At 56.4% G+C, this 13,466-nt stretch carries 12 protein-coding genes; 7 read left to right on the top strand and 5 right to left on the bottom strand.

Annotated features, from left to right (window positions below; genetic code table 11):
* Window positions 1–24: 24 nt before the first annotated feature.
* From QY917_RS00080 to QY917_RS00090, 3 genes are all read right to left on the bottom strand, one after another.
* On the bottom strand, window positions 25–861 hold the full coding sequence (locus QY917_RS00080) for an MBL fold metallo-hydrolase (protein WP_011804166.1): 837 nt from the start codon (window positions 859–861) through the stop codon (window positions 25–27).
* A gap of 64 nt (window positions 862–925) precedes the next feature.
* Complete coding sequence (lysA, locus tag QY917_RS00085) at window positions 926–2,221, bottom strand: diaminopimelate decarboxylase (RefSeq protein ID WP_123675026.1); 1,296 nt, start codon at window positions 2,219–2,221, stop codon at window positions 926–928.
* Window positions 2,218–2,427 carry a lipoprotein gene (locus QY917_RS00090; RefSeq protein ID WP_088887569.1) on the bottom strand — a complete coding sequence of 70 codons (210 nt, stop codon included), beginning with the start codon at window positions 2,425–2,427 and terminating at the stop codon, window positions 2,218–2,220. Before QY917_RS00090 ends, lysA begins: the two co-directional genes overlap by 4 nt.
* A gap of 12 nt (window positions 2,428–2,439) precedes the next feature.
* Here QY917_RS00090 and cyaY point away from each other — a divergent pair, with 12 nt between their 5' ends.
* The gene (cyaY, locus tag QY917_RS00095) at window positions 2,440–2,769 is read left to right on the top strand and encodes an iron donor protein CyaY (RefSeq protein ID WP_012655694.1); all 330 of its coding nucleotides are present in this window, start codon (window positions 2,440–2,442) and stop codon (window positions 2,767–2,769) included.
* A gap of 75 nt (window positions 2,770–2,844) precedes the next feature.
* Here cyaY and QY917_RS00100 read toward each other — a convergent pair whose 3' ends face one another.
* On the bottom strand, window positions 2,845–5,229 hold the full coding sequence (locus tag QY917_RS00100; protein WP_123675027.1) for a penicillin-binding protein 1A: 2,385 nt from the start codon (window positions 5,227–5,229) through the stop codon (window positions 2,845–2,847).
* Between the two features lie 263 nt (window positions 5,230–5,492).
* On the opposite strand from QY917_RS00100, the gene QY917_RS00105 reads away from it, so the two are divergent.
* Genes QY917_RS00105 through QY917_RS00115 form a run of 3 tightly spaced genes read left to right on the top strand, consistent with a single transcriptional unit; the run spans window position 5,493 to window position 7,890 of the window.
* Complete coding sequence (locus QY917_RS00105) at window positions 5,493–6,563, top strand: pilus assembly protein PilM (protein WP_011804181.1); 1,071 nt, start codon at window positions 5,493–5,495, stop codon at window positions 6,561–6,563.
* Complete coding sequence (locus tag QY917_RS00110; protein WP_123675028.1) at window positions 6,560–7,171, top strand: PilN domain-containing protein; 612 nt, start codon at window positions 6,560–6,562, stop codon at window positions 7,169–7,171. The genes QY917_RS00105 and QY917_RS00110 overlap by 4 nt, the downstream gene beginning before the upstream one ends.
* A gap of 2 nt (window positions 7,172–7,173) precedes the next feature.
* The gene (locus tag QY917_RS00115) at window positions 7,174–7,890 is read left to right on the top strand and encodes a type 4a pilus biogenesis protein PilO (RefSeq protein ID WP_302078139.1); all 717 of its coding nucleotides are present in this window, start codon (window positions 7,174–7,176) and stop codon (window positions 7,888–7,890) included.
* Window positions 7,891–7,896: 6 nt separating this feature from the next.
* On the opposite strand, the gene QY917_RS00120 is transcribed toward QY917_RS00115, so the two are convergent.
* Window positions 7,897–9,026 (bottom strand): IS3 family transposase gene (locus tag QY917_RS00120; RefSeq protein ID WP_085945346.1). Its coding sequence is split into 2 segments (ribosomal slippage): window positions 7,897–8,765 and window positions 8,765–9,026, totalling 1,131 coding nucleotides; the frame shifts between segments, so codons are not numbered across the junction.
* A gap of 121 nt (window positions 9,027–9,147) precedes the next feature.
* Between QY917_RS00120 and QY917_RS00125 the strand changes: the two genes are divergently transcribed.
* The 3 genes from QY917_RS00125 to QY917_RS00135 are packed head-to-tail and all read left to right on the top strand — an operon-like array spanning window position 9,148 to window position 13,450.
* The gene (locus QY917_RS00125; protein ID WP_123675030.1) at window positions 9,148–9,657 is read left to right on the top strand and encodes a pilus assembly protein PilP; all 510 of its coding nucleotides are present in this window, start codon (window positions 9,148–9,150) and stop codon (window positions 9,655–9,657) included.
* Entirely contained in the window at window positions 9,654–11,795 is a 2,142-nt protein-coding gene (gene pilQ, locus QY917_RS00130) for a type IV pilus secretin PilQ (RefSeq protein ID WP_123675031.1), read from the top strand. The genes QY917_RS00125 and pilQ overlap by 4 nt, the downstream gene beginning before the upstream one ends.
* A gap of 8 nt (window positions 11,796–11,803) precedes the next feature.
* The gene (locus QY917_RS00135) at window positions 11,804–13,450 is read left to right on the top strand and encodes an Ig-like domain-containing protein (protein ID WP_123675032.1); all 1,647 of its coding nucleotides are present in this window, start codon (window positions 11,804–11,806) and stop codon (window positions 13,448–13,450) included.
* Window positions 13,451–13,466 lie beyond the last annotated feature (16 nt).

The following is a 13,466-nucleotide window of genomic DNA, read 5'->3' on the forward strand; positions in this document are numbered from 1 at the left end:
TAGAGCCGATTTTCTATCAAACCTTCAGGCGCGCACGGCTTGCAGCGCAGGGCGCACCTGGCGGGTGACGGGGTCGATGTGACCCGTGGGGATCTGGTAGGCGCGGTCATCAAACAAGTCGATGCCACACATCAGGCTGTCGAGCCATTGGAAGAAGTCGTCGATGGCCGGCTTGCCCATGATGGGCGCGCCGTGCTGCGGAACCACCATGGCGATGTCGAGTTGCCGCGCCATGCGCGTCCACAGGCGCAGGATCTTGTTGGAGACCATGTAGCGGCGGTGAAAGCCTTCCATGCGTGGAATGTGCGGTGCCAGATGGGTCACCGGCACGCGTGCGTCGGCGCCCGAGGTCATGGAGACGCCCAGGTCGCCCGTGAACAGGATGCGGCTGACCGGGTCGTAGAAGTGGAAGTTGCCTTCGGAATGCATGAAATGCGCCGGCAGCAGCACCAGCTCGTGCCGGCCCAGCGGCAGGCGGCCGCCGCTGTCGGGCACCCCGATGATGCGGTTCTCGGTTTTGCCGAGCTTGGTGAAGTGCGGCGCGAAGCGCTCCCAGATGCGTGAGATGACCAGCGTCGCCTTGGTGCTGCTCAACCAGCGGTCCAGCGAGGCGATGATGTCGGGGTCGGCGTGCGACGCAATCAGGTAGGACAGCTTGTGGGGCGGAAAGTGCTTGGACATGCCCATGAACAACTCGTTGAACGCCAGATTGCCGCCCGGGTCGATGATGGCGCCCGTGTCGTCGTCCACGATCAGGAACTGGTTGGCCTGAACCGCCTGCCCATCCTCCTCGACAAGGTCCGAGAACATCAGACAAGCGTGGTTCTTGTCCCGGTAGAGTTCAAGAGGTTCCTGAGGCATGCACGTGACTCCGCAATGAAAGTGTAATAGTACTCAGGGCGAAATGGTTATTCCTTGATGGTTATCAAGGGTTGCCCTGCGGTACCAGCTTTTCGCTGCGGAAGATGTCGTTCACGCTTTCGCGCGTGCGAATGAGGTGCGCTTGCGCTCCGTCCACCAGCACCTCGGCGGGTCGGGGACGGGTGTTGTAGGTGCTCCCCATGGAACTGCAGTACGCCCCGGCGGACAGCACTGCCAGCATGTCGCCCGCTGCCACCGCCAAGTTGCGGTCACGGCCGATCCAGTCCCCGCTTTCGCAGATCGGTCCGACGACGTCATACACGTGCGACACGGCCGTGGGGGCTGTTGCCTGCAGGGGCACGATGGCGTGGTAGGCCTGGTACATCGCCGGACGCGGCAAATCGTTCATGGCCGCATCGACGATGCAGAAGTTCTTTTGCTCGCCGGGCTTGAGGTAGAGCACCTCCGTCAGGCAAACACCGGCGTTGCCCACCAAGGAGCGACCGGGCTCGATCATCAATTGGCGGTCACCGTAGCCGCGCGCGTCCAGCTTGGCCAACAGCTTGGCCCACAGCGCGTCGGCCCGTGGTGGCGTGTCGCCGTTGTAATCGATGCCCAGACCACCGCCAAAATCGATGTGGTGGATCGCGATGCCTGCGGCCTCGATGGCTTGCACGAGGTCCAGCATGCGATCCATGGCGTCCAGATACGGGCTCTCTTCCGTGATCTGGGAGCCGATGTGGCAATCGATGCCCACCACGCGCAAGCCGGGCAGGGCGGCTGCGCGCTGGTAGGTGGCAACCGTGCGTTCATGGGCGATACCGAACTTGTTGCCCTTGAGGCCCGTGGAAATGTAGGGGTGGGTCTTGGCGTCCACGTTGGGATTGACACGAATGCTGATCGGTGCGCGCAATCCCATGGATTGGGCCACTTCGCTCAGCACGTCGAGTTCTGCCTCGCTCTCCACGTTGAAGCAGCCAATGCCGACCTCCAGCGCCTGGCGCATTTCTGCGCGCGTCTTGCCTACGCCGGAAAAGATCACCTTCGCCGGGTCGCCGCCGGCCGCAATCACGCGTTGCAGTTCGCCGGCAGAAACGATATCGAAGCCGCAGCCATGGCGGGCGAAAAGCTGCAGGACAGCGAGCGACGAGTTCGCTTTCATGGCATAGCAGATCTGCACCTTGCGCCCAGCGAACCCGCGCTGGTAGGCACCCAGGGCGTCCAGCATGGCTGCCTGGGAATAGACGTAGAGGGGCGTGCCGAACTCCCGGGCCAGGTCGGCAAGGCGAAGGCCCTCCAACTGAAGCGCTTGGTCGTGGTAGTGCAAGTGGGGGTGGCCGGGCAGAACGGGATGGGTCATGGACGGGTGGTGGAAGCGGAATCGGCTGGCGACGAGGCGGGAGCCCGCGAGGCGGCGGGGTTGAGGGTTTCAGGCAGTGTGGCGCGCTGCGCGGCAGCCGGGTCCGTGGGCAGGTAAAGCGGGCCCCGTTGGCCACAGGCCGCGAAGGCTGCCGTGCTTACAGCAAGGACAATCGTCCTGACTAGAATTTGACGAGCTCTGAACATACGCAAATTGTAATGACCGACCTCGAATTCATGGACCGTGCAGAAAAGCTGCTGCTGGCGGTGGAACAAAGCTGCGACCGTATCAACGACACCACCGACGCTGATCTGGATGGCCAGCGTACGGGGGGCATGGTGACCATCACTTTCCGTAACCGCAGCCAGATCGTGATCAACCTTCAAAAGCCGCTGCACGAGATATGGATGGCGGCGCAATCCGGCGGATATCACTTCCGCCATGACGGGACGGCGTGGATGGATACCAAGGGTGCCGGTGAGTTCTTTGCAGCGCTCAGCCACAACGCCACTTTGCAAGCGGGGGAAGCGCTCCAGTTCACCGATTAGCGGCGACAGCGCGGCTCGACCCAACAGCGAAGGGCTGCGCAAATGATTGCGCGGGCGCACAGGCCCGCCTCTTCATCAATTACGGAACAGGTCGAGGATGCGGTTGCGCTCTTCGGGTGGAGGCGGTGTTCCCGGAGCCGGCGCACCGTCGGTGGGGGTGGCGCTCTCCATACCCAGGCTGGCGACGCCCGCGTTGCGTGCATATTCTTCGTAGAACCATTCGCCACTCACGTTCACGACGCCTGCGGGTACGGTGGGCTCCGCCACAGGGACGCCCTTAAGCGCTTTTTCCATGAAGCTGATCCAGACCGGCAGGCTGAGTCCGCCCCCGGTCTCACGGCTTCCGAGGTTGCGCGGCGTGTCGTAACCGATCCACGTCACAGCAGCCAGCGTGGGCTGGAAGCCTGCAAACCACGCATCGACTGCGTCATTGGTCGTTCCTGTCTTGCCATAGATATCGGGGCGTTTGAGCGTGGCCTGTGCACGTGCCGCCGTGCCGGAGCGCGCGACTTCCTGAAGCATGCTGTTCATGATGAACGCGTTGCGTGGCTCAATGGCGCGGGGGTTGTCTGCGACGGCGGGAGGTTGGAAATCCGACAGGATGCGTCCCTTGTGGTCCGTGACACGGGTGATGAGATAGGGGTTGATGCGGTAGCCGCCGTTGGCAAACACCGCGTAGGCCGAAGCGAGTTGCATCGGGGTGACAGAGCCTGCGCCCAGCGCCATCGTCAGATAGGGAGGGTGCTTGTCGGCTTCGAATCCGAAACGGGTCACCCAGTCCTGCCCGTTCTTGGGGCCGACAGCCTGCAGGATGCGAATGGAAACGACGTTCTTGGAGCGGGCAAGCCCGGCGCGCATGGTCATGGGACCGTCGTACTTGCCATCGTAGTTCTTGGGCTCCCAGGGTTGCCCGCCTGTCACGCCCGCACTGAAGAACAGGGGAGCATCGTTGATCACCGTGGCAGGTGTGAAGCCCTTTTCCAGAGCGGCGGAGTAGATGAACGGCTTGAACGCTGAACCTGGCTGGCGCCAGGCCTGGGTGACATGGTTGAACTTGTTCTTGTCGAAGTCAAAGCCGCCCACCAGGGCACGGATGGCACCGGAACGCGGATCGATGGCCACGAAAGCACCTTCCACCTCAGGAAGCTGGGTGATTTCCCAAGTCTTCTTGGGTGTTTGTACGACCCTGATGACCGCGCCCCGGCGCAGTTTGATGTTGGGCGGGGCTTTCTCGCTGAGTCCGGACTGCGCGGGCTTGAGGCCTTCGCCCGTGATCTCGATCTGTTCGCCATCGGCGCGGGCCGCCAGAATCCTCTTGGCGTTGACCTCCAGCACGACCGCGGCGAGCACATTGCCGTTATCCGGGTGGTTGGCCAGAGCGTCGTCGATGGCGTCTTCGGTCTCCTCAGACGCGGAGGGCAGGCTGACAAACCGCTCAGGCCCGCGATAGTGCTGTCGGCGCTCGTAGTCCATGATGCCTTTGCGCAACGCGGTGTAGGCTGTCTCCTGCTCGCCGGCATTCAGCGTGGTGTACACATTCAATCCGCGCGTGTATGCCTCGGGGCCGTACTGCGCGTAGATGAGTTGACGCGCCATCTCAGCAACGTACTCCGCATGGATACGGGTCGAATCCGTCGACGAGCGCAGCTTGAGATCTTCTTGCTTTGCAGCAGTGGCTTCCTCGGCAGTGATGAAGCCGTTTTCCAGCATGCGATCAATGATGTACAGCTGCCGGATCCTTGCGCGCTTGGGGTTGGAGATGGGGTTATAAGCGGATGGGGCCTTCGGAAGGCCAGCAAGCATGGCTGCTTCGGCAATGGATATGGACTTCAGCGGCTTGCCAAAATAGGTTTCTGCGGCTGCTGCAAATCCATACGCGCGATTTCCCAGATAAATCTGGTTCATGTAGATCTCGAGAATCTGGTTTTTTGTTAACAGATGCTCGAGCTTAAATGTGAGTAATATTTCGTAAATTTTTCTGGTAAATGTTTTTTCGGAAGAAAGATAAACATTTCGCGCCACTTGCATGGTAATGGTGGAAGCACCCTGGCTTTTTACGCGTCCCAGATTTGCCAGCGCAGCGCGCAACACCCCTTTGTAGTCCACGCCACCGTGCTGGAAGAAGCGTGCGTCTTCGATCGCCAACACTGCATTGGTCATCACAGGGGGGATGTCCTGGATGGGCGTCAAGTTGCGCCGCTCCTCACCGAACTCTCCCAGCAATGCGCCTTCTGCGGAGTACACCCGCAGGGGTAGCTTAGGGCGGTAGTCCGCCAGATCGGACACATCAGGCAGATTGGGATATGCCACCGCAAGGCCCAGTCCGATGGCGAGAGCACCGGTCAACGTTGCGGCGACGCCCAGGCCGAGGATCCACGTGAACCCCAGCAGAAGCCAGCGCACGGCGCGTGGCATTGAGGATGTGGGCGGGGAGGATGTTCTGTCGGGAGGCTGTGGCATAGGGTCTCGATACGAGGCAACCCGTCATTATAAAAATCTTGGCGTGTTGGCTTGGCTGGGGCGCCTTGCCCGGGTCAGCGCGCAAAAAATAGGGCCGACGATTCAGCGATAGCACCTGAAAATCGTCTGCTTTTGACAACGCCGCTTTTGTGTGAGAAAGGTAAAACTCTTGGCTGGTGAAGAACCTTACTGATAGCATTCATGTGAAGTGTTAAGTTTTGTTGCGTCATATAGATAAGTAGCGGAGGGGCACCTTGATCTCAATGGGGTCGTTGTTCAGTCGTCAGTCTGCCCCATTGCTGGGTGTGGACATCAGTTCTTCCAGCGTCAAGCTGGTGGAGTTGGGACGAGATAAGGGAGGGGCGCTGGTTCTCGAGTGCTGTGCAATCGAGCAACTGGAGCGTGGGTGGATCACGGATGGCAACATCGAAAAGTTCGATGAGGTCGCCGAGGCGTTGCGTCGCGTTGTGAAAAAGAGCGGGACCAAAACCAAGAATGTCGCCCTTGCATTGCCATCCTCTGCTGTGATCACCAAGCGCATCACGCTGCCCGGCGGGATGTCCGAGCAGGAACTGGAAGTGCAGGTGGAATCCGAAGCCAACCAGTACATTCCTTTTTCGCTGGACGAGGTGAGCCTCGACTTCTGCGTGGTGGGTCCCAGCAAGAGCGCGCCAGGCGATGTCGACGTGCTGATTGCGGCCTCGCGCAAAGAGAAGGTGCAAGATCGTCAAGGTCTCGCGGAGGCGGCTGGACTGAAACCCGTGGTCGTCGACATTGAGTCGCATGCGGCACGCTTGGCAGCAGGGCGGCTGATTGAAGGGTTGCCCAATCGGGGCGCCGATGCGGTCGTTGCCCTCTTTGAGGTGGGGGCAATGACGACGAGCATGCAGGTCATTCGGAATGACGATGTCTTGTATGAACGCGACCAAGCCTTTGGTGGTGCGCAGTTGACCCAATTGATCGTGCGCCAGTATGGGTTCTCACAAGAAGAAGCGGAGGGCAAGAAGCGCAATGGCGACTTGCCTGAAGACTATCAATCTGCCGTCCTGCGCCCCTTCGTGGACAGTCTCTCTCAGGAAATCAGCCGCGCGCTGCAGTTCTTCTTTACGAGCACCCCATACAACCGCGTGGATCACATCATGCTCGCAGGCGGATCTGCCCCTCTGCCCGGCTTGACGGAATCTGTCATTCAGAACACGGGGTTTGCGTGCAGCGTCATCAACCCCTTTGATGGCATGGAAGTGGGCGGGGGGGTTCGCCTCAAAAAGATGGTGCGCGAGGCACCGTCCTACTTGACCTCCTGTGGGCTGGCAATGCGGAGGTTCCTGCAGTGATTCTTATCAACCTTCTCCCGCATCGGGAGGCCGCTCGTAAACGCAGGCGAGAGGCGTTTCAAGCCATCATGCTCGCTTCAGCATTGGTAGGCCTTGCCATTGCTGCGGCTATTTATTGGTGGTTTCAAGCGATGATTACCGATCAGCAGGATCGTAATAATTTTCTTCGAAGCGAAATCAAAGTCCTTGAAGGACAAATCAAGGAAATCGCGACCCTTGAAGAAGAAATTGCTGCCCTTTTGGCTCGGCAAAAAGCTGTAGAAGATCTTCAATCCGATCGAAATTTGCCTGTACACCTTCTTAATGAGCTGGTCTTACAGCTGCCGGATGGCGTTTATATAACAAGTCTTAAGCAGGCAGACCAGACGGTCACCATGCAGGGCATGGCGCAGTCTAATGAGCGTGTTTCAGAGATGCTACGCAATCTCGCCAATAATACACCCTGGTTCTCAAAGCCAGAACTGGTCGAAATTGTCGCAGCTAACGTTTCGTTAACTCCCAAAGATCAGCGTCGTGTTGCCGCCTTTAATTTACGTTTCCGCTTGGTGCGTAGTGCCGAAGCCCAAAAGGCTATGGAAGCTGCCAGCGCAGTAGGCACGGGGAAGTAAAAATGGCAAAGAAAAACAAGCCGAAATTTGATTTCGCAAAACTGCAAGAGGATTTGCAACGGCAATTCCAGAATTTGGACCCAAAAGATCCTTCTCTGTGGCCGGTGTTGCCTCGTGCGTTACTTTGTGTACTCATTGCTGCAGGTGTGGCCACATTTCTGTGGTTTTTTAAGTTGACTGACTATGAGCAGGAATTGACTGCCGAGAGAAATACTGAACAGACGCTGCGAGGAGATTATCAGAAAAAACTTGTGAAAGCCGTTAGTCTGGAGGCGCTCAAGAAGCAGAGAGAGCAAATCCAGCAGTATGTAATTCAGTTGGAAAAACAACTGCCGAGTAAGGCAGAAATGTCTGCGTTACTTTCAGATATTAACCAGGCAGGTCTTGGTCGAAGTTTGCAGTTCGAATTGTTTCGTCCTGGACAGATCGTGGTTAAGGATTATTATGCTGAGTTGCCTATTTCCATTCGGGTAGCAGGCAAGTATCACGATATGGGGGCTTTTGCATCTGATGTGGCGAATCTTTCGCGCATCGTTACTTTGAATAATCTGTCAATTGCCCCTGCTTCAAAGGATTTAAATGGTAATTTGACCCTCGAGGCCACGGCGCGAACATTCCGCTATCTTGATCCGGAAGAGATACAAGCGCAGAAGGCGGCAGCTAAGGGTGACCTGCCCCCAATACCCGTACCAGTCGTTTTGAGAAAATCCGCTGGTTAAAGGAGATTACTCCTGGGTTTGAAGCGGCGCCGTTACGGCGCCGCCAGTTGATTGTCGATGTCGCGCTGCGAACTTTGCTGGGGGAATCCGGCCGCAGCTGCTGTGCGGTCTGATCTCGTTGTAGTCAGCCCGCCAGCGCGCAATCTCGGCACGGGCCTGTTTCAGGCTCTGGAACCAGTGCTCGTTCAGACACTCGTCGCGGAACTTGCCGTTGAAGCTCTCGATGTAGGCATTCTGCGTGGGCTTGCCGGGCTGGTTGAGGATATGGCGCACGCCCCTGGCCTGCGCCCACGCCATGAAGGCTCGGCTGGTGAATTCGGGCCCCTGGTCTGTGCGCACGGCCTGCGGGTAACCGCGAAACCGCGCCACCTGCTCCAGCACGCGCACTACGTACTCGCCGCCGATGCCGTGGTCGACGGCGATATCCACGCACTCGTGGCTGAAGTCATCGGTGATGGTCAGGCACTTGATGCGCCGGCCACTGGCCAAGCTGTCGCTGACGAAATCCATGCTCCAGACCTCGTTGACGCTCTGGCATTGGTGCAGCGGCACGCGTTCGAGCTTCAGGCGCTGCTTGCCGCGGCGCTTGCGCACCGACAGCTCAGCCAGCCTGTAGAGCCTATAGACGCGTTTGTCGTTGACCTTCGTGCCTTCAGCCCGCAGCAGGTCCGCAATGCGCCGGTAGCCGAAGCGACGCCGCTCGTGCGCGAGCTCGACGATGCGCTGACTCGTGGCCTGGTCGTGCTGTGCGCGCTGGGGCGGGTGCCGCCAGCTGTCGCGCGACAGTCCCACCAAAGCGCAGGCGCGCCGTTCACTGATCGAGGTCTCTTCCAACATCTTGCCCACCGCGCGTCGCTTCGCCGGTGGGCTCAGCGCTTTACGCCGAAGGCCACCTTCAGCGCCTCGTTGTCCAACACCGCTTCGGCCAGTAGCTTCTTGAGCCGGTTGTTCTCGGCTTCGAGGTCGCGCAGCCGTTTGGCGTCGCTGGCTTCCATGCCGCCGAACTTGGCTCGCCACTTGTAGAACGTGGCCGAGCTGAAACCCTCTCGGCGGCACAGGTCCGCAACGCTCATGCCAGCGTCGGCCTGCTTGATGAACCCAATGATCTGTTCGTCCGTGTACCTGCTCTTGCGCATCGCGCTTCCTCTCGGTTGCGCGGATTCTCTATTGCCTTGGTACGGGTGGCGGGTTGCAGGTCAAGGGGGCCAAGAAGTGAAATACCACAATGTACTAACTGCAGCGCTAGCCGCCGCTTTCATGTTGACGGGGTGTGGGCCTGGCGGAGAGGATGAGCTTCGCCAATGGATGGCAGATCTGCGTGCGACAACGAAACCGCGTGTCACGCCGTTGAAGGAACCCAAGCAGTTTTTTCCCCAAGACTACATTGCAGATAGTGGCGTTGATCCGTTCAATTCAATGAAGTTGACGCTGGCTTTAAGGCGAGATTCTGCAGAGTCTGCGGCCAATGCCTCGCTAATCGCACCAGAAATGGCGAGAAGAAAAGAGCCTCTGGAAGCTTACCCTTTGGATGCGGTTCGGATGGTAGGAAGTATGAATAAAACAGGCACACCTACCGCGTTGGTGAGTGTCGATAAATTGTTGTATCAAGTTCGGTTGGGTAATTATTTAGGGCAAAACTACGGAAAAATAGTAGGAATTACCGAGACCAATATGCGCTTGCGGGAAATTGTCCAAGATTCTTCGGGCGATTGGGTGGAGCGCATGACAACATTGGACTTGCAAGAGGGGAATGAGGTGAAGAAATGATGCAAAAAACAATTCGTTTGCGCGCGTATTTGCGAACAATTGGGGCAGTGGCTATTACCATGTTTGTGGTGCCTATGGCACAGGCGCGTGGAGCGATTGAGTCCATCTCAGGCTTTATGCAAGGTGGAGCCGAGGTTCTGCAGATTGAATTTTCTGAACCGCAAACAGAGGTGCCCACTGGCTTCTCAATCCAAAGTCCAGCGCGAATCGCTTTGGATTTTCCTGGGGTAAGCAACGGCACCGGCCGTTCTTCAATAAATATCAATCAGGGAAATATCAAATCTGCCAATATCGTACAAGCGGGTGATCGTGCACGCATCGTTTTGAATCTCAAGCAACCCACATCGTACCGCGCAGAGTTGCAAGGCAAAGCGGTGGTGGTATTGCTGGATACGGCGAACTTACCAGCTAAGGCGTCGGCGGCTCAGGTAACGCCATTTGCTGAAAGCCAGAATATTGACACGCTCCCTCTCAAAGACTTGGATTTTCGACGTGGCGCAGATGGGGCCGGGCGTATTGTTGTTGGGCTGACCAACAATCAGGTTGGAGTCGATCTGCAGCAGCAAGGCAAGGGACTGGTAGTCGATTTCTTGCGTTCTTCTTTACCTGAAGGGTTGCGACGCAAACTAGATGTCACAGACTTCGGTACACCAGTGCAAACCATTACTGCGACCCAAGAAGGTGAGCGTGTTCGCCTGAAAATCGATCCAGCAGGAGAATGGGAGCATAGCGCATATCAAAGCGATAATCAATTTGTTGTCGAAGTTCGACCGAAGAAGGTGGACCTAACTAAACTGACGCAAGGCCCTACATATTCTGGGGAAAAATTATCGCTGAATTTTCAGAATATCGAAGTTCGCTCGTTGCTTCAGGTGATTGCCGATTTTACAAATTTCAATATTGTCACTTCGGACACTGTTACCGGTGCGTTGACCTTGCGATTAAAGGACGTTCCATGGGATCAAGCGTTGCAGATCATCATGGATGCCAAGGGTCTCGGGATGCGGAAATCCGGAACGGTGCTGTGGATTGCACCCAAGGATGAGATCGATGAACGCACTAAAAAGGATTACGAAGCAGCTCTGGCGATACAGAAGCTGGAACCGCTGCGCACGCAGGCATATCAACTGAACTATGCAAAAGCAGCCGATATGGTTGCTCAGTTGACCAGCAGTTCCTCTGCAGGTGGCGGAAACAGTCAGAACACGCGCTTTCTATCTGAGCGCGGAAGCGCCTTGGCAGAGCCACGTACCAATCAACTTTTCGTAACAGACACGCCGGGTAAATTGGAAGAAGTACGCCAGTTGTTGGCGACTCTTGATGTGCCCGTACGCCAAGTAATGATTGAGGCGCGCATTGTCGAAGCGCGCGACACATTCGGGCGGTCTTTGGGGGTCAAGCTGGGAGGGGGCGATCTTCGCGCAAACCGCGGTGGAGATGGCGGCTATGGTATCGGTGGTGGGAATCGCGTGGCTTTGGGTACTTCATACGGTAACGCAACAAATACCACTGGGTTCGGCGGGAATGTGGATGTGGGCGGAACCTTCGTGAATCTACCGGCTTCCCTTTCCAATGTCTCGAGTGTGGGTTCTTTTGCGCTGTCTATCTTTAACTCCGCAGCTAATCGATTCTTAACTTTGGAGCTCTCCGCCATGGAGGCTGATGGGCAAGGTAAAATAGTATCTAGTCCCCGCCTTATTACTGCGGATCAGACCAAGGCTCTGATTGAGCAAGGAACGGAATATCCGTATTCTGTGACGGCGCCTAATGGTGCAACTACGATTGCATTCAAGAAGGCGGTGTTGAAGCTGGAGGTTACTCCGCAAATAACGCCCGAGGGTAATATTATTCTTGATTTAGATGTCAATAAGGACAGTCGTGGCGAGGTCACTAATCAGGGGGTTGCCATTGATACGAAGCACATTAAAACGCAGGTCCTTGTTGAGAATGGTGGGACTGTTGTGATTGGTGGTATTTTCGAGATGGAGGAGACCAATCAAGAGAATAAAATTCCCGTGTTGGGTGATGTGCCGGTTGTAGGGAATTTGTTTAAGAGCCGAACGAAAGAGTCGTCAAAGCGGGAAATGTTGGTATTTATTACACCGAAGGTAATAACCGATCGCGGTCCGGTACGTTGATTTAAGTCATGAATGGCAAAAAAATGAGAAATCTATATAAAATCTTGTGCATCGCTACTATATTGTCTGTCGCAGGATGCGGCGGGGGCGGGGGCAGTTCGGGGACGTCCCCAGGGGGCGGTAACGGTGGCGCACAGAACGTCGCCAGTTTTGACTATCAAGTAGATAAAGCTGCGTTGACCAATTCGGGTTCCGATGACGCAACATTGACCATTACGGCTCTGGATTCAAAGAATAATCCCGTCAGTGACGCTGCCGTGAGCGTAACTGTAGACACCGGAATTTATACTCCGATTTCTTCCGCGACAGATTCGGCTGGTAAGGCGGCCGGTAAAATTTCAGTCGGTAGTAATAAATCTAACCGGAATATTGCCTACACTATGACTGTAGGTAATCAGAAAAAGTCGGGCGTCATTGCGGTAACAGGAAGTGCGATTGACGTGACAACCGTACCCTCTGCACCTCGTCCAGGCAGTGCGGTCACTGTGAGTGTCAAGGTGTCCGATGTGAATGGCACCGGCATCGCAAATACGCCAGTGGCACTGAGCGGCACGTTAGGTTTTTCCAATAGTTTGACAACTGATTCAAATGGTACGGCTACGGCTCGCATCGCCGCCGCCCCGTCAGCTGCTGGTATTTATTCTGTTGAGGCTACAGGCTCGGGTGTGGTGGCTCGTCGGGATGTACAGGTGGTGGGCGATTCCGGTGGAGTGCCAGACGCTGTGGGGGTGATTTCTGCCGCGAATCTGGCTATTACGCCAAACACTATCGCGCCGAATAATTCGGGAGCGAGCACGAATCGGGCGACGCTGCGTGCGGTGTTTCAAAATGCAGCCAATCAGGCGATAAAGAACGTGCGTGTCCGGTTTGAAATTGTTCCTCCGGTATTGGGGAGCGGGGAGCGCATCTCGACAGAAGACGCAGTGATTTATACCAATGAAAGTGGCATCGCTACAGCTGAATATATTTCGGGAACGCGTTCGAGTCCTACGAATGGTGTGCGTATTCGGGCATGTTATGGATATACTGATGCTGATATTGCGAACGGAGCCTGCCCGCAGGCCCTGATGGCGTCGATGACAGTTGCAAGTGCTCCCCTGTCTATCACTCTCGGTGAAAACAATGAACTGGAGAAGGGCGCCAATAATCTCACTTACATCAAAAAGTTTGATGTGGCCGTAGCGGATTCTGCAGGTAATGCTATTTCGGGAGCGACGATCTCTGCGAGCGTTGACCTCCGTCGCTATGGCAAAGGATCTTGGTCAGTTATTAAGGGTGGTGAAGGTAAGGACGATGAGTATTCGCGCGTGGTACTATGGTGTGCCAACGAGGATACTAATCGTAATGGCTTGCTGGATACGGGGGAAGACGTCGATGGTGACGGTCAACTGAAACCACGCAAGGCGGATATCATTATTTCTTACCTAGGCGGCCAGGTGACAGGTACCAATGGACGCGCAACACTTCAAGTTGAGTATCCACAAAACGTCGGTAGCTGGATCGACTACGCAATTAAAGTGACTACTACTGTGGCGGGGTCCGAAGGCATGTTCGAAAAAGGCTACATTACTGATGTAGCAGAGGCTGACATGAAGAATGGGTCTTTCTTGACGTCGCCATTTGGAACGTCCATGAGCTGCACGAATCCCAATTAAACGAGATTGACCTTCT

The organism is Diaphorobacter sp. C33, from assembly GCF_030503915.1.
GTDB classification, from domain to species: domain Bacteria; phylum Pseudomonadota; class Gammaproteobacteria; order Burkholderiales; family Burkholderiaceae_C; genus Diaphorobacter; species Diaphorobacter nitroreducens.